Here is a 20,675-nt window from a genome sequence, read left to right as displayed (position 1 = left end):
CCGGGTCGGCTCAGCCCTCGACGATCTCCACGGACTCGATCGTGTGCAGCGTCTGCGGCCGGCCCTGCGGGCTGCCGTCGTCCTCGATCGCGGTGACGGCGTCCATCCCGTCGGTGACGGTGCCGAAGAGGCTGTAGTCCGGCGGCAGGGAGACGCCGGAGTCGCCGGTGACGATGAAGAACTGGGAGCCGTTGGTGTCCGGTCCGGCGTTGGCCATGGCCAACGACCCGATCTCGTACTCGCCGGACTCGGGCAGCTCGTCGGCGAACTCGTATCCCGGGCCGCCGCTGCCGGTGCCCTGGGGGTCGCCGCCCTGGATCATGAAGCCGGGGATGACCCGGTGGAACGTGATGCCCTCGTAGTACTTGTTGCGGGCCAGGAACACGAAGTTGTTCACCGTCTCCGGGGCCTTCTCCTCGAGCAGGTCCACGGTGACGGGGCCGGCGTCGGTGGTGATGACCGCGGAGTAGTCGACGCCGCCGGTCAGGCACATCGGCGGGGCCGAGTCGAACGAGGTGGTGCGCTCCGCTGCGCCCTCGGCGGGCGGGCACTCGACCGCGCCCCCGGCGGAGCCGCCGGACTCGCGGCCCTCGGACTGCGACGCCTCGGTCGCCCCGGTGGTCGCCGCGCCGTCGGACGGGGCGTCATCGGAGCCACACCCGGCGAGCGCGAGGGGCGTGGCGAGGGCGAGCACCCCCAGGGCGGTGCGGACGGTCGGGCGGCGGCGGGCGGATCCGGTGAGGTGCATGGGACGAACCTACTTCTTCCGCCGGCCCGGGTGGGCCCCGGCGCGTGCTGGACTGGGCATCACGGCCCCGACGGGTACGATCGACCCGGCTTTCCTGCCCGCCGTGCGGGCAGGGCGAGGCGCAGCAAGGCTGATGAGGGCGGCCCCCGGCCGTCGGGACGGGGACTGGCACACATGGAACACCACGGCCACCACGAACTGATCGACGAGATCGAGCGGTCGGTCGTCGCGCTCTCCGCTCCACGTGGCCGGGAATGCCTCCAACGCGTCATCCTGCCGCGGGCCGGTGAGCCGCTCGACGTGCGCTCGCTCTACCTCGCCGAGGCGCCCACCAACGTCCGGCGCGCGCACTCCTCCGCCCGGACCTCGCTGCGGATCGGGGCCGATTCCGAGGTCTCGTTCGCCACCTACTTCAACGCGTTCGCCGCGGCGTACTGGCGGCGCTGGTCCGTCCTCGGCGAGGTCGTCCTCCGGTTGACGGTGCGCGGTTCCGGTCGCGTGGACCTGTACCGCTCCAAGATCGACGGCTCGCGTATCGCTGTCACCGGTGACGTCGTCGGTGAACCGGGCCGCGCCGACCAGGTGACGACGGTCGAATTCGTCTGCGACCTGGGCCCGTTCGAGGACGGCGGCTGGATCTGGTTCGACCTCACCTCCGACACGGACGTGGAATTGCTCGCCGGCGGGTGGTACTCCTCGGTCGACGCGCCGTCCACGCGTCCCGACGCCCGCCCGGACGGCACGCCCGACCCGGCGGTGCAGGTGCCCAACGACCGGCGGGTCACCGTCGGCATCCCCACGTTCAACCGGCCCGGCGACGCGGTGGCCGCGCTGCGGGCACTGACCTCCGATCCCGAGGTCGACGCCGTGATCGACGCCGTCCTCATGCCCGACCAGGGCGACCGCAAGGTCCGCGACGAGCCCGGGTTCGCGGAGGCGGCGGAGTTCCTCGGGGACCGACTCCACATCTTCGACCAGCCCAACCTCGGCGGCTCGGGCGGCTACAGCCGCATCATGTACGAGGCGCGCAGGCTGACCGATTCCCCGTACATCCTGTACATGGACGACGACATCGAGATCGAGCCCGACTCGATCCTGCGGGCCCTGGCGTTCGGACGCTTCTCCACCGTCCCGATGCTGGTCGGCGGGCAGATGCTCAACCTGCAGGAACGCAGCCACCTGCACACCATGGGCGAGGTGGTGGGCGCGCACGACTTCATGTGGACCGCCGCCCCGCACGCGGACTACGACTACGACTTCTCGCGCTACCAGTTGACGGACCGCGAGAACCCCAAGCCGCTGCACCGCCGCATCGACGTGGATTACAACGGCTGGTGGATGTGCCTCATCCCGCGCGTGGTCGCCGAGAAGATCGGGCAGCCGCTCCCGCTGTTCATCAAGTGGGACGACGCCGAATACGGGCTGCGCGCCCGGCAGGCCGGACACCCCACCGTCACCATGCCCGGCGTGGCGATCTGGCACATGGCGTGGTCGGACAAGGACGACGCGATCGACTGGCAGGCCTATTTCCACCTCCGCAACCGCCTGGTGGTGGCATCGATGTACCACGACGGCGACCACAGGGGAATCATGCAGTCCAGCCTCAAGGCGCTGGTCAAGCACCTGGTGTGCCTCGAGTACTCGACGGTCGCCATCCAGATCGAGGCCATCCGCGACTTCCTCAAGGGGCCGGAGGCCCTGTACGAACTGCTGCCCACCGCGCTGCCCAAGGTGCGCGCGATGCGGGCGGAGTTCCCCGACGCGGTGGTCATCCCGTCGGCCGTCGACCTGCCCGCTCCGTCGGGTGGCCCGGCCGGCATCCACTCCGAGCCCCGCGGCCCGGTCCGCAAGGCGGTGGCGCTGGCGCGGGGCCTTGCCCACACCCTGAGCAGGGACGACAAGACGCACCACGAGGTGCCGCAGGCCAACTTCCCGCCGATCGAGGCCCGCTGGTACTCGCTCAGCAGGGTCGACGGCGCGACCGTCACCACCGCCGACGGTCGCGGGGTCGTCTACCGCAAGCGCGACCGCGACCTCGCCGCCGCCCTGTTCAAGGAGTCGGCCGCCGTGCACCGTGAGCTGTTCCGCCGATTCCCGGAGATGCGCCGCCGCTACCGCGACGCCCACGCCGATCTCGTGACCAAGGAGGCCTGGGGCCGTGTCTTCGAATCCTGATCCGGTGGTGTCCGATCCCGCCGTGGAGATCCCCGTACCGACCGGCGAGGTCCGGTTGCTGGCGGCGATCCAGCGTCAGCTGTTGGCCGTGCCCGGTTCCCGGGAGGCGGCCGTGACACTGTCGCATGTCGGGGAGCACGCCCTGGGGTGGATGGCGGTCGCGGCCGCGGGGATGGCCGTCGATCCGGCCCGCCGCGGTCGGTGGGCGATGGTCGGCGTCGGCAGCTTCGGCGCCCATGCCACGTCCGTCGTCGTCAAGCGCGTCATCCGTCGGCGGCGACCGGACCACCCCGCGGTGACCGTCGGCGTCGGTACCCCCTCCAAGCTCAGTTTCCCGTCGTCCCACGCCACGTCGACCACCGCGTTCGCGCTGCTCGCGGGGTCGGTGGCAGGGGTCCCGGTGGCGCCGGCGCTCGTGCCGGTCATGCTGGCGTCCAGGTTGGTGCTGGGAGTCCACTACCCTTCGGATGTGTTCGCCGGCGCCGCGGTCGGCGCGGGCTGCGCTGCGCTCACCCGCGCTGTGTGGCCCTCGGCCGCCGTCCAGAGCGTGCTGCCCGAGACACTGCGCGACGGCGCGGCGGGCCCAGGCGTCACCCAGAACCGCGAGGAGAAGCGATGACCGATCAGTCCGGAGCGCCGGTGACCCGGGGCGGGGCAGACCACCACCTCCTCGGCGCCGAACCGCACACCGCCAACGAGATCGACGACATCGCCGAGGCGGAGGAGGATGCCAAGGGCGCGCCGCCCAAGAACCTCCTCGACGGCATGGTCAAGGCGCTCCGGCCGCGTCAGTGGGTCAAGAACGTCCTCGTCATCGCCGCGCCCGCGGCGGCCGGGTCCCAGACCCTCACCGACGGCAGCGTCCTGTTCTCGGTGTTCATCGCGTTCGTGGCGTTCTGCATGGCCGCCTCGAGCGTGTACCTCATCAACGACGCGTTGGACGTCGAGGCCGACCGCGCCCACCCGACCAAGCGATTCCGCCCCATCGCGGCGGGCGTCCTGCCCGTGGGGTTGGCGTACGGCATGGCGGTGGTGCTCATCATCGCGTCGATCGCCATCTCGGTGCTGCTGGCGCACCCGGCCCTGGCGATCGTCGTGGCCGTGTACATCGTCCTGCAGCTCATGTACTGCTTCGGGCTCAAGCACCAGCCGGTGCTCGACATCGCGTTCGTCTCCTCCGGCTTCCTGCTGCGCGCGGTCGCCGGTGGCGCGGCCGCCGAGGTCGAGATCTCGCAGTGGTTCCTGCTGGTCATGGCGTTCGGTTCGCTGTTCATGGCCGCCGGCAAGCGCTACGCCGAGCTGAGCCTGCACCTGAAGACCGGCGCCAAGATCCGCAAGGCGTTGGAGAGCTACACCCCCACCTACCTGCGGTTCGTCTGGACGCTCTCGGCGACGGTGCTCGTGCTCTGCTACGCGCTGTGGGCGTACGACCGCGGCTCCGACCCGACGCAGCCGAACGGGGCGGCGATCTGGCTGCAGATCTCGATCGTGCCGTTCACCATCGCCGTCCTGCGCTACGCGGTCGACGTCGACGCCGCGCAGGCCGGCGAGCCCGAGGACATCGCCCTCGGCGACCGCGTCCTGCAGGTCCTCGCGGCGCTGTGGGTCCTCACCGTCGTGATCGGCGTCTATATCGTCCCGTCGATCGCCTGAGTCCGGCGGACGGACGATGTCGCAGGTGACGGCGGCGCGCCGGTTCGGGCGCACCGGGACGGTCTTCTGGACCGGGGTCGTGGTGGTGGTGGCGGTCTTCTTCGCCGGCGCCTGGCAGCGCCGGTGGATCGCCGACGACGGCCTCATCGTCCTGCGCACCGTCCGCAACCTCATCGCCGGCAACGGCCCGGTGTTCAACGCGGGGGAGCGGGTCGAGTCCAACACCTCCACGCTGTGGACGTACCTCATCTACGGCGTCCACGAGCTCGTCGGGTACCGGCTCGAACTGGTCGTCCTGGGCGTGGCGCTCACGCTGAGCATGCTCGCGGTGGTGTGCGCGATGCTGGGTACCCGTGTGATGTACCGCGGCACCCGCCGTGCACCCGCCGGCGGGCCGATGGTGCTGCTGCCGTTCGGCGTGCTGGTCTACGTGATGCTGCCCCCGGCCCGCGACTTCGCCACCTCGGGTCTCGAGACGGGCCTGGTCATCTGCTGGATCGGCGCCATGTGGCTGGGATTGCAGCTGTGGGCCCGCGCGCCCCATCGTGAGGGACGGTTGGGCCTGCCCGCCCCGGGCACGGCCGCGATCGCCTTCCTCGCCGGGCTCGGCCCCCTGGTGCGCCCCGAGATGGCGCTGGCCGCGGCGGCGTTCCTGGCGCTGATGGCCGTCGCCCACCAGTCGTGGCGTCACCTCGGGTGGTTGGTGGTGCTCGCCGGCACGGTCCCGGTGGTCTACCAGGTCTGGCGGATGTCGTTCTACGCGCTGCCGTACCCGCTCACGGCCGTGGCCAAGGACGCCGGCGGGTCGAAGTGGGACAAGGGCGCCGAGTACCTGTGGAACCTGCTGTCGCCGTACGTCCTGCTGGTGCCGCTGGCCGCCGTGCTCGTCGCGGGGCTGGTCGCCCTCTGGGCCCGCCTGGCCCCCCGCCCCGGAAATCCGCTACTCCCGCTCCGCATCCGCTACCCGGATTCGGGTAGCGGATCCCGAGGGACGGTAGCGGATCCGCGGGGCGACGACGGTGGCGGCGATGGCGGGGGCGCCGACGACCACGACGCCGACGACCACGACGACGACGAGGGCGGTCGCCTGCCGCGGCTGCGCCGCCGGGCCCGCTCCACCCCGGTCGTCACGATCGTGTTCCTCGTGGTGGCACTGGTGATGCTGCTCTACGTCATCCGCGTCGGCGGCGACTTCATGCACGGCCGTGTGCTGCTGCCGTCCCTGTTCCTGCTGCTCCTGCCGGTCTCGGTGGTGCCCCTCCCCGTCGGTCCCGCCGGCGGGTCCGCGGAGGCCTCGGTGCGCCGGGTGGCGGTCCCGGCGATCGCGGCTGCGTGGCTCGTCGTCGTCGGCTGGGCGGTGACCGTCCAGGTCACCGAGGACCCGTTCCGGGAGGAACCGGAGTCGATCACGTCGGCGGGGATCGTCGACGAGCGCCAGTTCTACATCCAGCGGACCGGGCACAGGCACCCGTTGCTCGCCGAGGACTATCTGGACTTCCCACGGATGCGGGCCCTGGTGAACGACGTCACCCGGAACCGGACCGGCGCGGTGTTCCTCCCGGTGCCGGGGTTCCAGGACCGGTGGGACGTGGTGTCCTACGACCGACCAATGCCCGGGTTGGCACCGTTCGAGCTGCCGGAGGAGCCCGTCAAGACGGTGGTGTTCCTCAACCTCGGCATGACCAGCATGAACCTGCCGCTCGACGTGGACGTCTACGACACCGTCGGGCTCGCCTCGCCGCTGGCCGCGCACACGGACCGCATGGAGGACGGCCGGATCGGGCACGACAAGTTCCTGCCGTACGACTGGGTGCTCGCGCGCACCGGCGTCGTGGAGGACCCGGTCAACTTCCCGCGGTGGATCGACGTCAACTGGGTGAACCAGGCCGAGGTCGCACTCCAGTGCCCCGCCACGCAGGCGCTCATCGAGTCCTACACGGCCCCGTTGACCCTGGAGAGGCGCTGGTCCAACGTGGTGAACGCATTCTCATACGCCGAGTACAGGATCAACAGAATCCCTGCGTACGAGGTCCAGAGGTGCGGGCTGCCGATGCCGGAGGAAGTGGAGAAGTATCAGGGCACTCGGTAGTGTGGCGCACGCTGTTGTCTCGAAACGGTAACAGTCGGGGGTCGAAACGGTCCCCGACCTGTAACACCTGCCCCAAAGTGCGCGACAGTATCGATGAACTCGATGTCGCAGTTCCGGTCCTCCCCTGGTGGGGCCGGTCCGATGAACGTCACCGATGCCCTCCCGGGCACCAGGAACGAACAAAGGAACACACGAATGTCCCACTCCACCCTCCGGCGCAGGTTCGCCGCCGGGCTCACCGCACTGGCGACGGCCGCAGGGCTCGTCGTCGGCGCCCCGGCCCTGGCCGGCGCCCAGGCGACCGAGCAGGGCTCGTCGGCCAGCCTCGGGTCCGCGGGCTCGGCTGCCGCGCCGCCCGCCGCCCCCGCGTTCCGGCCGGCCGGTGGTGACGAGAACCCGGTGGGTTTCCGTAACTGGCTGCGTCCCGGTTGTCAGTGGGACCCGGTCGCCTCCTGGGTCCAGCTGTGCAATGTCTACTCGCCGGCCATGAAGCGGGACATCAAGGTCCAGGTCCAGCCGGCCCGCTTCGGCGGCAACGCCGGTCTGTACCTGCTCGACGGACTGCGCGCCCGTGACGACTGGAACGCGTGGACCCACGACGCCCAGGCCCAGCGCATCTTCCTGCAGGACAACATCACCCTGGTCATGCCCGTCGGCGGCCAGGTGTCCTTCTACTCCGACTGGGAGCGGCCCATCAACCTGGGCGGCAACCTGCTCGAATACAAGTATGAGACGTTCCTGACCGAGGAGCTCCCCGGTTACCTGCAGGCCCACTTCGGGGTGGCCCCGAACAACAACGCCGTGGCCGGTCTGTCGATGGGCGGCTCCGCGGCCGCGATGCTCGCCGCCAAGCACCCCGATCAGTTCAAGCAGGTCTCGGTGTTCTCCGGCTACATGAACCCCACGGCCCCGGGCATGTACACCATGATCCCGCTGGCGATGTTCGACCAGTGCAAGTGCGACCCGTTCGCCATGTGGGGTCTGCCGGGCTCGCCCAAGTGGGGCGAGCACGACCCGCTGCTCAACGCCGCCAAGCTGCGCGACATCCCGATGTACGTGACCGCCGGGTCCGCGATCCCGGGCCGGTACGACCAGCCCTCCAGCCTGCAGGCCGTGTTCAACACGTTCAACGGCATCATCCTCGAGGGCCTGTCCCGCGGCTCGACGCTGGCGTTCCAGAACACCATGAACGCCGCGCCGAACAAGGCCACGTTCGAGTACCGCACCACCGGCATCCACGGCTGGGGTTACTGGAACGACGACCTCATCGCGGCCCGCTCGGCGCAGATCCTTCCCGAGATGAACGCATTCGCATGGGCCGGGTACTGAATCGACTGAAATAGGCACGGATTCGGCTGGCTACAGCGAGTCCTCACCCGTCACACCGGGGCCCCGCGCGTAGATTCTCGTGCGGGGCCCCGGTCGCATCTGACCACCGGGTTCGGCCGCGGGAGGGGAACCCGCGGGCGCACCACGGACCCGGGCTCCGGATACATGTGGCGCGGGTCGTTCTGACGCGCGCCCACTAACTATTCGGCGAGACGACGCGGCAAGGAAGAGAACAACACATGGCGACCCCCAGCTCAGACGCGAGCCCCCGGCACCGGTGGGCGTCCCTCCTCGCGGCTCCCCTCGTGGCGTCCGTGGTGGGTTCCGGTCTCGTCCTCCCGCCCGTCGCGGCGGCACAGGAGACGCCGTCCCGGCCGACCCCGGGGCAGACGAGCCCGGCGGAGGGCCCGGCGCGGTCGACCCTCGCGGAGAGTCCCGCCGCTGCGCCCGAGGCGCCTACCCTGCGCGTGCCGTCGACGCCGCCGTCCGGTGTCCGGCTCGACAAGGTCGAGTGGAAGTCCGCCAACCGGGTGGCGCTCTGGGTCCGGTCGCCGGCCATGAAACAGGCGATCCAGGTGCAGCTCATGCTCCCGGCCCAGTGGAACGCCGACCCCGAGCGCACCTACCCGTCCCTGCTCCTGCTCGACGGGCTGCGGGCCCGCGACGACGCCAGCGGCTGGACGCTCGAGACCAAGATCTCGCAGTTCTTCGACGCCAAGAACGCGGTCATCGTGCTGCCCGTCGGTGGCGAGTCGAGCTTCTACACGGACTGGGTCTCCGACGCCAAGGGCTCGGCCTACCAGTGGGAGACGTTCCTCATGCAGGAACTGCCGCCGCTGCTGGCCCGCGACTGGCGGGTGGGTGACAAGCACGGCGTCGCCGGACTGTCCATGGGCGGCACGGCCGCGATGATGCTGTCGCAGCGCTACCCGGATCACTTCGACTTCGCCGCCAGCTACTCGGGGTTCCTCGACACCACCAGCTTCGGGATGCCCGAGGCCGTCAAGGTGGCGATGCAGGACGCCGGCGGCTACCCGGCCGAGAACATGTGGGGCCCGCTCGGGTCCCGGCGCTGGCAGGAACAGGACCCGAAGCTCCACACCGAGAAGATGCGCGGGCAGAGCGTCTACGTCTCCGCCGGCAGCGGCAACACCGGGCCCTGGGACCAGCCGTCCGGCCTGCCGGACATCCCGACCAACTTCCCCGGCTACGGCCTCGAGCTGCTCTCCCGGATGACCACGCAGACCTTCGTCAACCGGGCCCGCGCCGCCGGGGTCGAGGTCACCGCCAATTTCCGCCCGTCCGGCACGCACACCTGGCCGTACTGGCAGTTCGAGATGACCCAGGCATGGCCGCAGTTCGCCGCCGCGGTGGGCATCGAGAACGTCGAGAAGCCGTGCGCGGCGGAGGGCGACATCGCACGCCTCGCCGAGCGGCAGCCCGGCCTGGGGCCGTGTCTGACCGGCGAGTACGACGTCCGCGGCGGCAAGGCCACCGACTTCCGCTTCGGGCGCGCCTTCTGGTCGCAGGGGACCGGGGCCCACTCGGTCCTCGGGGCGATCGGCGCGGCCTACCAGGCCGAGGGCGGCCCCGACGGGGTGCTCGGGCTGCCGACCTCGGGCGAGACCACCACCCCGGACGGCCGCGGCCGGTTCTCCACCTTCCAGAACGGCGTCATCTACTGGTCGCCCACCACCGGGTCGCACGCCGTCCGCGGTGGCATCCGGGCGATGTGGCAGGAGCGCGGCGCCGAGCGCGGCGAGCTCGGCTACCCGACCACCGACGAGATCACCAACCCCAACAAGCCGGGTGTCGTCCAGGGCTTCCAGGGCGGGACCGTCTACTGGTCCGAGGAGACGGGCCCGAAGGTCGTCGAGGGCAAGATTCTCGAGACCTATCGCGAGGCCGGCGCCGAGAACTCCGAGCTGGGTTACCCGACCACCGACGAGATCGCCCTGAGCACCCGGGACGGCGCGTTCAGCCGGTTCCAGGGCGGGTACATCTACTGGTCCCCGCGCACCGGGGCCCACGTGATCCCCCGTGGGCCGGTGTTCGACGCCTGGGGCACGGTCGACTACGAACGTGGGCGGCTCGGCTACCCGACCGGCCCGCTGCGCACCACGAGGGACGGTCAGGAGATGGAGTTCGAGGGCGGCCGCATCACCGTGAGCGGTGGCCGGGCGGAGATCTCGTCGTGAGAACCCGGTTGGCGACGCTGACCGCCGCGCTGCTCGTCGGCGGTGGGATGCTCACCGCCTGCGGCGGAGGGGACTCGACGGTCTCCGGCGTGCCCGACTCCGAGACGTTGGCCCCGCCCCCGGGCGGCAGCGGATCACCCGGGGTGTCGCGCGTTCCCGCGACGGAGGATTCCGGCCGCTACACGGAGGCGCCCGCACCCGTCGATCCGGACGCCTCCGGGTACACCGCCCCGGCCGTCGGCGCACGGGAGCGCGGGTATCTCGCGGCGTTGGAGAGCGAGGGCATCGACACCGCGGACCTCTCCGACTCGCTCGTCGCCGCCGGCAACACCATCTGCCGCATCCGGACGACCGGGGGCGCCGCCGACGAGACGACGACGATCGCCGACGCGGTCGCCGGTCAGATCTCGGCGGGTGGGTACTCGGATCGCGAGGTCGACGAGCTCTCCCGCGTCGTGGTGGACGCCTCGGCGGGTCAGCTCTGTCCGTAGTCCGACCACTGCACACTGCGCCGCGGCGCCGGGCCCGTCAGGATCCGGCACGCGTCGCCCCCGGGTGAGACGGGACACCCTTCGGGTGCTCCCGGAACCCGCAGCGCCACCGGGGCGTTGACCGGTCGTCGGCCACCCGCCCCAGTCGAGCGGGGAGGCCGGGAAGGAGTTCGTATCGTGGCTCGCGGAATGCGTCGTGGGAGAGGCCGTCGTCTCGGGTGCTCGTTGGGGGCACTCGTGCTGGTGGTCCTGCTGGTGCTGGGCATCGGATGGTGGATCGGGAATCGTGGGCTGCCCACGGGTCCCGACGGGCCCCTGCCCGGCCCGGGGGAGCCGGAGCTGACCCAGCCCGCGGACTGTCCGGACGTGGAGATGGTCGCCGTGCCGGGGACCTGGGAGAGCAGCCCCACCGACGACCCGTACAACCCGGGTTTCCTGCCCAACGCCCTGCTGAGGACGATTACCGACCCGCTGAGCGAGCAGTACCCGGACGACCGGCTCGAGGTGTTCACCGTTCCCTACGTGGCCCAGTTCAGGAACCCGCAGGCGCCCAACGAGATCCCCTACGACCAGAGCCGGGCGGAGGGCACCGAGAGGGCCCGCGCCGAGCTCGCCGCCACGCACGAGCGGTGCCCGTACACGTCGTTCGTGCTCCTGGGCTTCTCCCAGGGTGCGGTGATCGCGGGTGACCTCACCAGCGAGATCGGTACCGGCAACGGGCCGGTGCCCGCCGACCTGGTCCGGGGATCGGTCCTCATCGCCGACGGCCGCCGCGTGCCGGGCCAGGGTCAGTCGCCGGGGTTGTCGCCCGGAAACGGGCAGGGGATGGAGATTTCCCTACAGCCGGCCACCGGGCTCACCCAGCTCATCGCCGGCGCCACCATGACCGGGCCCCGCCCGGGTGGCTTCGGCGAACTCGGCGACAGGACCGCCCAGATCTGCGACTCCCGAGACCTGATCTGCAACGCCCCGCTCAACGTCGTGGACGGCGCCGCCCGGTTCCAGGAGTTCGTCGCCAACAACGCGATCCACGCCATGTACGCGACCAATCCGGACGTGATCGAGGGGACGACGGTCCCGGAGTGGACGATCGGGCACGTGCGTGAGCTCGTCGACGCCGCCCCGGAGATCGCCCACGGGTGACCCGTCCACGTCCTCCGGAGGGCTCGGCCTGCGACACGCCTGACGAGCCGGATGATTCGGAGTTCGGATGCGCTCTGGGGCACGCTGTAGGATCGACCAAGCTTGTCGTCAGTGCACCCGGCATTTCCGTGGTCGACGACGTCGACCAACGTAAGACGGATCGGAACGGAGCAACGTGGAGTTCGAGCAGTACCACGACGCCGGTGGGGCGATCGTCATCCCTGATCGCACGACCCTTGTCGACTTCGTCGAAGCCAATGTCTCCGCCGCCCGCGAGGATCCTGCCGAGGACGGGCTGATCTACCGCTACATCGACTACTCGTCCTCCCGCGACGGCGAGGTGCACGAGCTCTCGTGGTCGCAGTTCGGTGATCGGCTCTACGCCATCGCCGCCCGTCTCCAGCAGGTCGCGAAGCCGGGGGACCGGGTCGCGATCCTCGCGCCGCAGGGACTCGACTACATCGTGTCGTTCTTCGCGGCCATCCACGCCGGGCTCATCGCGGTGCCCCTGTTCGACCCGGACGAGCCCGGTCACCACGACCGCCTCCACGCGGTCCTGGCGGACTGCGCGCCCGCGGTCATCCTCACCTCCACCGAATCCGCGGCCGGAGTCCGGACGTTGTTCCGCTCCCTGCCGGCGCGCGAGCGTCCGCGCACCGTCGCCGTCGACGCCATCCCCGCGGAGCTCGGCTCGGGGTGGACCAGACCGGATCTCGGCGCCGACGACATCGCCTACCTGCAGTACACCTCCGGCTCGACCCGCGTGCCGGCCGGTGTGGAGATCACCCACCGCAACGTGGTCACCAACGTCATGCAGCTGTTCGACGGGCTCGGGCTGACCCGCGCGTCCCGCGGGGTCACCTGGCTGCCGCTGTTCCACGACATGGGCCTGCTGACGGTGATCCTGCCCGCGATGGGCGGGGCCACCATCACGGTGATGAGCCCCCGCGCGTTCGTGCAGCGCCCGGGTCGCTGGGTCTCGCAGCTGGGCGCGATGTCGGACGGCGACGGGGTGTTCGCCGCCGCCCCCAACTTCGCGTTCGAGCACGCCGCACGCCGAGGGCTGCCGAGGGACGGCGAGACCCTCGACCTGTCGGGCGTGACCAGCATCATCAACGGCTCGGAGCCGGTCACCCCGGCCTCGATGCGTGCCTTCAACGAGGCCTTCGCGCCCTACGGGCTCGCACCGACCGTCATCAAGCCGTCCTACGGGATGGCCGAGGCGACCCTGTTCGTCTCCTCGCCGCGCCGCGACGACGAGGCGATCGTCATCCATGTGGACCGGTCGGACCTCAACAAGGGCGTCATGACCGTCCTCGACCCGGCGCAGGTGGAAGGCAATGAGGACGCGATCCCGCAGGTCGCCTGCGGGTACGTCGCACCGAGCCAGTGGGCCACCATCGTCGAGGCGAACATCGACGAGGCCACGGGTGAGCACGACGGCACCGGGCGGGAGCTGCCCGAAGGGCGCGTCGGCGAGATCTGGCTGTACGGGACCAACGTCGGTCGCGCCTACTGGGGGCGCCCCGAGGAGTCGGACGCCACCTTCGGCAACCGGCTCGTCGAGTGCCTCGAGGAGGGGTCCCGCACGGTCCGGGAGTTCGGGACCGTGCCCTCCGACGCTCGATGGCTGCGCACCGGCGACTACGGCGCCTATGTGGACGGTCAGCTGTACATCACCGGCCGCGTCAAGGACCTGGTGATCGTCGCCGGCCGCAACCACTACCCGCAGGATCTCGAGAACACGGCGCAGGGCGCCTCCGATGCGCTGCGCCCCGGATTCGTCGCCGCGTTCTCGGTGCCGGCCAACCAGCTGCCGATGGAGGCGCGTAACGGCGCGGAGATCGCCGCCGATGACTCCTCGGAGACGCTCGTCGTGGTCGGCGAGCGCGCACCCGGCGCCGGCAAGGCCGACCCGGGCCCCATCGCGGACGCGGTCCGCACGGCGATCTCGGCACGTCACGGCGTCACCGCCCAGGACGTGCTGCTGGTCCCCGCCGGATCCATCCCCCGCACGTCCAGCGGCAAGATCGCGCGGCGCGCGTGCAAGGCGGCCTACGTGGACGGCACCCTGCGCGGGGGTCACCAGCAGACCGCCTTCCCGGACCTGCCGGCGCAGTAGCGTCCGCCCGGCCGGGCCGGTTCAAGCACCACGGGTGCCCCGCCGCGACGGGACACACCGGACGACACCCGAGGAAAGGCGAGCCAGGACGATGGCACAGAGCGAGATGACGGTAGTAGAGCTCCGCGAATGGATGCGGGGCTGGGTCTGCCGGGCCACCGGGCTCGACATCTCCAAGGTCACCGACGACCGCTCGCTGGAGGAATACGGCCTGTCGTCCCGCGACGCGGTGTCTCTGTCCGCGGACCTCGAGGACCTCGTCGGTCGACCACTCGACGCGACCGTCGCCTACCAGCACCCCACCATCGCCTCGCTGGCCGAGTACGTCGTCAACGGACCGGTCGAATCCGAGGCGCCCACCGATTTCCACACGTTCCGTGACCGCGGCGCGGGCATGGAGTTCGACGTGGCCGTGATCGGGTTCGCCACCCGCTTCCCCGGCGGCGCCGACACCCCGGAGGCGACCTGGGAGCTACTCGCCTCCGGTCGGGACGCCACCACCCCCCGCCCGGCGACCCGCTGGTCCGAGTGGTCCGGCGACGCCTACGTCCAGCAGGTGCTGTCCGAGGCGCCCGATCGTGGCGGCTGGCTCGACGACGCCGAGGTCCGCGACTTCGACGCCGAGTTCTTCGGCATGAGCCCCCGCGAGGCCGAGATGGTCGACCCGCAGCAGCGGCTTGCACTCGAGCTCACCTGGGAGGCCCTGGAGAACGCCCACCTGCCGGCCAGTGACCTCAAGGGCCACGAGGTCGGCGTCTTCATGGGATCGTCCTCCAGCGACTACCAGGTGTTCCTCACCTCGGACTCCGCTGCGGCCTCCCCGTACGCGGTCACCGGCGCCTCCAACTCGATCATCTCGAACCGGGTCTCGTACACGTTCGACTTCCGCGGCCCGTCCATGACGCTGGACACCGCCTGCTCGACGTCCCTGGTGGCGATCCACGAGGCCGTCAACTCGCTGCGACTGCACGAATCGGACCTGGTCGTCGCCGGCGGTGTCAACATGATGCTCGCGCCCGCCGCGACCATGGGCTTCGCCAAGACCGGTGCAGCGCTCAGCCCCGACGGGCGGATCAAGGCGTTCTCGTCCGATGCCAACGGCATCTGCCGGTCGGAGGGCGGGGGAGTGTTCATCCTGAAGCGCCTGTCGGAGGCCGAACGGGACGGCAACGACATCCTCGCCGTCATCAAGGGGTCCGCCGTGAACTCGGACGGTCGCTCCAACGGTATGACCGCACCCAACCCCGACGCCCAGGTCGCCGTCCTGCGCCAGGCCTACGCCGACGCGGGCGTCGACCCGCGCGAGGTCGACTACATCGAGGCGCACGGCACCGGCACCATCCTCGGGGACCCCATCGAGGCCACCGCACTGGGCCAGGTGCTCGGCCGCGGCCGCGAGGCCGACCGCCCCACGCTGCTCGGCTCGGCCAAGACCAACTTCGGCCACATGGAGTCCGCCGCCGGGGCCGCCGGCCTCGCCAAGATCATCCTCGGGATGACCAACGACGCCCTGCCGCCGACGATCAACTTCGCGGGCCCCAACCCGTACATCGACTTCGACGCCGCGCGACTGAGCGTGGTCACGGAGACCACCGGGTGGCCGCGCTACAGCGGGCGCGCCCTGGCCGGCATCTCCGGGTTCGGGTTCGGTGGCACCAACGCGCACGTCGTGGTGGCCGAGTACCAGCCGGCGCCGGTCCGCGCGTCGGAGGGGACCACGGTCGACGAGGACTCCGTCTCCGACGCCCGGGCCGCCGAGGTCGCCACCCCTGACGCCCCTGCCGCCGAAGCCCAGGCCCCCGAGGCCCCGGCCGCCGCGACCCCGGCCGCCGCGGACGACATCGCACGCTGCGTGGCCGAGGCCGTGGAGCGCAACGCCGACGAGCTGGCCACCACCGGCACCTCCGTCCCCGGCGCCCCCGCGACCGTGCTCGTCGTCTCCGGTTCCCTGCCGTCGCGCCGCAAGTCCACGGCCGGTCAGATCGCGGACTGGCTCGAGGCGCAGGACGACTCGGTCGACCTGGGCGCCGTCGCCCGCACCCTCGCCACCCGCAACCACGGTCGCTCCCGCGGCGCCGTCGTGGGCCACACCCGCGACGAGCTCGTGGCGGGCCTGCGCGCGCTGGCGGCCGGCGACCCCGGGCCGGGCGTGTTCAGCGCCGACGCCCCCGCCGGCACCGGTGACGTGTGGGTGTTCTCCGGCTTCGGGTCCCAGCACCGCAAGATGGCCAAGGAGCTGTACCTGTCCAACCCGCTGTTCGCCTCGTGCCTGGACGCGGTGGACGAGCTCATCGACTTCGAGGCCGGCTACCGGATCGCGGAGTTGATCCTCGATGACTCCCAGACGTACGAGCTGGAGAACTCCCAGGTCGGGATCTTCGCCATCCAGGTGGCGCTGGTCGACACCCTGCGCGCGCTCGGAGCCAAGCCCGAGGCCGTGATCGGGCATTCGATGGGCGAGGTGGCCGCCGCGTACGCGACCGGAGGCCTCGGCCTCGAGGACGCCGTCCGCGTGATCTGCGTGCGCTCGCGTCTCATGGGCGACGCCGAGGGGCAGGTCTCGGAGGAGGAGGCCGGCGCGATGGCGCTGGTCGAGTACTCGGCCGAGGAGATCGCGCAGATCATCGCCGACAACCCGCAGTTCGCCTCCATCGAGCCCGCCGTCTACGCCGCGCCCACCCACACCACGGTCGGCGGCCGTGCCAAGCCCGTCGCCGACTTCGTCGCGTGGGTCGAGGAGCAGGGCAAGTTCGCCCGTCAGCTGCAGGTCCGCGGCGCCGGGCACACCTCGGACGTCGACATGCTCCTGGGCGAGCTGGCCGCGGAGATCGCGGGTCTCGAGCCGCGCGAGCTCACCTCCGGCCTGTTCTCCTCGGTCGATCGCGAGACCTTCTACCGCGCCGGTCACGAGCCGGTCCACGCGGAGGAGTACTGGGTCAAGGGCATGCGGCACTCCGTGTGGTTCACCCACGCCGTGCGCAAGGCCGTCGAGGCCGGGTACGTCACGTTCCTCGAGCTCGCGCCCAACCCGGTGGCGGCGATGTCGGTGGCCGCGACCTGCTTCGACGCGGGGCTCATGGAGCCGAACCTCCTCCACACGCTCAAGCGCAAGGAGTCCGAGGCCGACACGCTCCTGCACGCCGTCGCGCAGCTGTACGTGCACGGTCACACCATCGACGTGCCCAGCGTCGTGGAGATGATCCACGGCTACGTCACGGGCCCCGGCCGGTACGCGCCGGTGCCGGGGACCGCGTGGAAGCGCCGCACCCTGTGGCCCAAGGTCACCGCCGGGGGCGGGTCGAGCGAGGGCCGGATGCCGGGCTCGCACGTCGCGCTGCCCGACGGTCGACACGCGTGGCAGGTCCGTGCCGAGGTGGTGCCCAGCGTCGACGCGCTGATGACCGCCGCCGCGGCGTCGGTGCTCGAGGGTGCGACCCTCACCGCCGTGAACCGGCCCGGCGTGCTGCCGGCCGCCGGTTCCGTGACCACCACCATGACCCCGCACCCGGGTGGCGCGTCGGTGCAGGTCCACGCCCGCGCCGGCGACGCCACCGCGGCGTTCGTGTTGGTCGCCGAGTGCGCCGTGACCGGCGGCGCCCCCATCGCCCCGGACTCCGCGCCCGAGCAGCACTACGTGTCGAGTGAGTCCGACGCGCCGGTGGTCGACGACGAGGACGACGACGACGAGGTCGACACCCGCTGGAACCCCGACTCCGGCGAAGCGATCGGTGACCGCCTGGCCCGGATCATCGGCTCCTCGATGGGATACAGCCCCGACGACCTGCCGAGGGAGCTACCGCTGCTCGATCTCGGCCTGGATTCGCTCATGGCGGTGCGGATCAAGAACCGTGTCGAGCACGAGTTCGCCATCCCGCCGCTCGAGTTGCAGGCGATGCGCGACGCGTCGCTCGACGATGTCGCGGACATGGTGCGGTTCGCCGTCGAGAACCCGGATCAGGTCGGCGACCTGGCGGCCCAGCAGGCCCGCGGTGAGGGCGCCGTCGACGTGGCCGCACTGCGCGGCGACGCGCCGGCGTCCGAGGAGGGCTCCGGCGGCGATGACGCCGCGGTCGCCATCGCGCCCCGCGACGACACCGAGCGCATGGCGTTCGGCGCCTGGGCCGTGGTCACCGGCGCCGCGGCACCCGGCGTGACGGGGCCGCTGCCCCCGGTCGACGAGCCGACCCGGGTCGCTCTCGCCGAGCGGCTCTCCGCCCGCTCGGGTGGCGACATCACCGCCGCACAGGTCGCCGGTGCCACGACGATCGCCGAAGTCGCGGATCTGCTCCGTCCGTTCACCGAGGTCGCGGTGGAGGGCAACATCCGCGTGCTGGCCGAGGGGTCGGCCGAGGGCACCCCGCTGTTCCTGTTCCACGCCGCCGGCGGGTCGTCGTTCGTGTACGAGCCGCTGGTCGACCGACTCGGCGCGGACACCCCGGTGTACGGCGTCGAGCGCGTCGAGGGGCCGCTGGAGGAGCGGGCCGCGAGCTACCTGGACCGCATCCGCGAGATCGCGGCCGGCCGTCCGCTCGCCGTGGGGGGCTGGTCCTTCGGCGGCGCGCTGGCCGTGGAGGTGGCCCGGCAACTGCGGGCCGCTGGCGACGAGGTCGCGCTGGTGGTCCTGCTGGACACCGTGCAGCCGTCGGAGCCGATCCCCGACACCCTCGACGAGGCCGAGGCCCGGTGGCGTCGGTACTCGGAGTTCGCCAAGCGCACCTACGGGTTGGACGTGGAGGTCCCGCGGGACTTCCTGGCCGAGCACGGTGAGGACGGCGTGTTGGATATGCTGCTCGGGGCGCTGGGTGCCGAGGCCAACGCCATGGGCGGCGGTGTCATCGAACACCAGCGGGCCAGCTTCGTCGACAACCGGATCCTGCAGAGCGCGGACCTGTCCACCTGGGCCGGTGTCGGCGCCGAGGTGCCGTTCGTGCTGTACCGCGCGGAGCGGATGCACGACGGGGCGATCGAGCTCGAGCCCCGCTACGCACACATCGACCCGGACGGCGGCTGGGCCCGCATCGTCGGCGACCTGGAGGTCGTCCAGCTCGACGGGGACCACCTCGCGATGGTCGACGAACCGGTGGTCGGTACCGTCGGTAAGCATCTGGCGCGCCGGCTCACCGAGCTCGACGCGGGTGTACGGAAGGGGACAGACGCGTGACGGCGAAGACCACCGCGGAGAAGCTCGCGGAACTGCGGGTCAAGACCGAGCAGGCCAAGGACCCGGGCAGCGAGCGGGCGAAGGCCCGCCGCGACGCCGCGGGGCACACCCCGCCGCGGGAGCGGATCGCACTACTGCTCGACGCGGGCAGTTTCGTGGAGATGGGCCAGCTGGCCAAGGCTCCCGGTAGCCCGGACAACCCGTTCGGTGACGGCGTGGTCACCGGCCGCGGCACCATCGACGGTCGCCCGGTGGCCGTGTACGCGCACGACAACACGGTGTTCGGCGGGTCGGTAGGGGAGGGCTTCGGCAAGAAGGTCTGCGCGATCATGGACTTCGCGATCAAGATCGGGTGCCCCATCATCGGCATCAACGACTCCGGTGGTGCCCGTGTCCAGGACGCCGTGACCTCGCTGGCCTACTACTCCGAGATCTCCAAGCGCCAGTACCCGGCGTCGGGCTACGTCCCCCAGATCTCGATCATGCTGGGCAAGTGCGCCGGCGGCGCCGTCTACGCTCCCGTCACCACCGACTTCGTCGTGGCTGTCCAGGACCAGGCGTACATGTTCGTCACCGGCCCGGACGTCATAAAGCAGGTCACGGGCGAGGAGATCTCCATGGAGGATCTCGGTTCGGCCCTGCAGCAGGCCAAGAACGGCAACGTCAACCACGTGGCCGTGAGCGAGAACGACGCGTTCATGTACGTGCGCAACCTGCTGAGCTTTCTGCCGTCCTCGGCGGCGGAGAAGGCTCCCCGGATCAACCCGGGGCTCGAGCCGGTGCGCACCGAGTCGGATCTGCACCTCGACACGATCATCCCGGACTCGGACAACGCCGCGTACGACATGCACGATGTGCTGCTGCGGATGTTCGACGACGGCGAGTTCGTGGAGACCTCCGGCCAGTTCGCGTCCAACATCATCACGGGATTCGCCCGTGTCGACGGTGAGTCCGTCGGCGTCATCGCCAACCAGCCGCTTCACCTGTCCGGTTCGCTGGACATCGACGCCTCGGAGAAGGCGACGCGGCACATGATGCTGTGTGACGCCTACTCGATCCCGCTGGTCTACGTGGTGGACACCCCCGGCTATCTCCCGGGCGTCCAGCAGGAGAAACTCGGCATCATCCACCGCGGCGCCAAGATGGGATACGCCGTGGCCGCGACCTCGGTGCCCAAGGTGACCTTCGTGGTGCGCAAGGCCTACGGCGGCGCGTACGCCGTGATGGGGTCCAAGAACCTGGGTGGCGACCTCAACTTCGCCTGGCCCACCGCGCGCATCGCGGTGATGGGTGCCGAGGGCGCGGTCGACCTGCTGCAGCGTCGGCAGATCGAGGAGGCGGGCCCCGAGGAGGGTCCCAAGCTCCGCAAGCAGCTCGTCGACATGTACAACGAGTTCATCGCGACCCCGTACACCGCCGCCGAGCGCGGGTACATCGACGCCGTGATCGAGCCGTCGCAGACCCGCCTGGTGCTGCGCGGTGCGCTGAACCAGCTGCGGGACAAGATCAGCAACGAGCCGCCGCGTAAGCACCCCATCGCGCCCATGTGACCGCCGCGGGCGGGGT

12 protein-coding genes are annotated in these 20,675 nt (G+C 71.1%); 11 read left to right on the top strand and 1 reads right to left on the bottom strand.

From position 1 onward, the window contains the following. Positions 1-10: 10 nt before the first annotated feature. On the bottom strand, positions 11-748 hold the full coding sequence (locus AYO52_RS06505) for a peptidylprolyl isomerase (RefSeq protein WP_067714833.1): 738 nt from the start codon (positions 746-748) through the stop codon (positions 11-13). Positions 749-922: 174 nt separating this feature from the next. Between AYO52_RS06505 and AYO52_RS06500 the strand changes: the two genes are divergently transcribed. The 11 genes from AYO52_RS06500 (at position 923) to AYO52_RS06450 (ending at position 20,659) form a co-directional block, all read left to right on the top strand. Continuing rightward, complete coding sequence (locus AYO52_RS06500) at positions 923-2,923, top strand: glycosyltransferase (RefSeq protein WP_067714830.1); 2,001 nt, start codon at positions 923-925, stop codon at positions 2,921-2,923. Then, positions 2,907-3,542 (top strand): phosphatase PAP2 family protein, encoded by a 636-nt coding sequence (locus AYO52_RS06495; protein ID WP_067714827.1) that lies wholly within the window; start codon positions 2,907-2,909, stop codon positions 3,540-3,542. Before AYO52_RS06500 ends, AYO52_RS06495 begins: the two co-directional genes overlap by 17 nt. After that, positions 3,539-4,576: a decaprenyl-phosphate phosphoribosyltransferase gene (locus AYO52_RS06490; RefSeq protein WP_067714824.1), complete on the top strand. Its 1,038-nt coding sequence runs from the start codon at positions 3,539-3,541 to the stop codon at positions 4,574-4,576. The genes AYO52_RS06495 and AYO52_RS06490 overlap by 4 nt, the downstream gene beginning before the upstream one ends. Positions 4,577-4,592: 16 nt before the next feature. After that, entirely contained in the window at positions 4,593-6,665 is a 2,073-nt protein-coding gene (locus AYO52_RS06485) for an arabinosyltransferase (protein ID WP_067714822.1), read from the top strand. A gap of 195 nt (positions 6,666-6,860) precedes the next feature. Beyond that, complete coding sequence (locus AYO52_RS06480; protein WP_067714819.1) at positions 6,861-7,994, top strand: alpha/beta hydrolase family protein; 1,134 nt, start codon at positions 6,861-6,863, stop codon at positions 7,992-7,994. Positions 7,995-8,233: 239 nt separating this feature from the next. Further along, a complete protein-coding gene (locus tag AYO52_RS06475) occupies positions 8,234-10,192 on the top strand; it encodes an alpha/beta hydrolase-fold protein (protein WP_067714816.1) in 1,959 nt (652 codons plus the stop codon). After that, entirely contained in the window at positions 10,189-10,683 is a 495-nt protein-coding gene (locus AYO52_RS06470; protein ID WP_067714813.1) for a DUF732 domain-containing protein, read from the top strand. The genes AYO52_RS06475 and AYO52_RS06470 overlap by 4 nt, the downstream gene beginning before the upstream one ends. A 177-nt stretch (positions 10,684-10,860) precedes the next feature. Next, positions 10,861-11,826 carry a cutinase family protein gene (locus AYO52_RS06465; protein ID WP_082923820.1) on the top strand — a complete coding sequence of 322 codons (966 nt, stop codon included), beginning with the start codon at positions 10,861-10,863 and terminating at the stop codon, positions 11,824-11,826. Between the two features lie 175 nt (positions 11,827-12,001). Next, the gene (gene fadD32, locus AYO52_RS06460; RefSeq protein WP_067714808.1) at positions 12,002-13,948 is read left to right on the top strand and encodes a long-chain-fatty-acid--AMP ligase FadD32; all 1,947 of its coding nucleotides are present in this window, start codon (positions 12,002-12,004) and stop codon (positions 13,946-13,948) included. A gap of 91 nt (positions 13,949-14,039) precedes the next feature. Next, positions 14,040-19,109, top strand: coding sequence for a polyketide synthase Pks13 (gene pks13 / locus AYO52_RS06455; RefSeq protein ID WP_067714805.1), 5,070 nt, complete (start codon positions 14,040-14,042; stop codon positions 19,107-19,109). Then, positions 19,106-20,659, top strand: a complete 1,554-nt coding sequence (locus AYO52_RS06450) for an acyl-CoA carboxylase subunit beta (protein WP_067714802.1) — start codon at positions 19,106-19,108, stop codon at positions 20,657-20,659. Before pks13 ends, AYO52_RS06450 begins: the two co-directional genes overlap by 4 nt. Positions 20,660-20,675 lie beyond the last annotated feature (16 nt).

This window comes from Dietzia sp. 111N12-1 (assembly GCF_001658045.1).
Lineage (GTDB): Bacteria > Actinomycetota > Actinomycetes > Mycobacteriales > Mycobacteriaceae > Dietzia > Dietzia kunjamensis.
The sequence above is the reverse complement of the archived record's forward strand: the minus strand, read 5'-3'. Positions and strand labels throughout refer to the sequence as shown.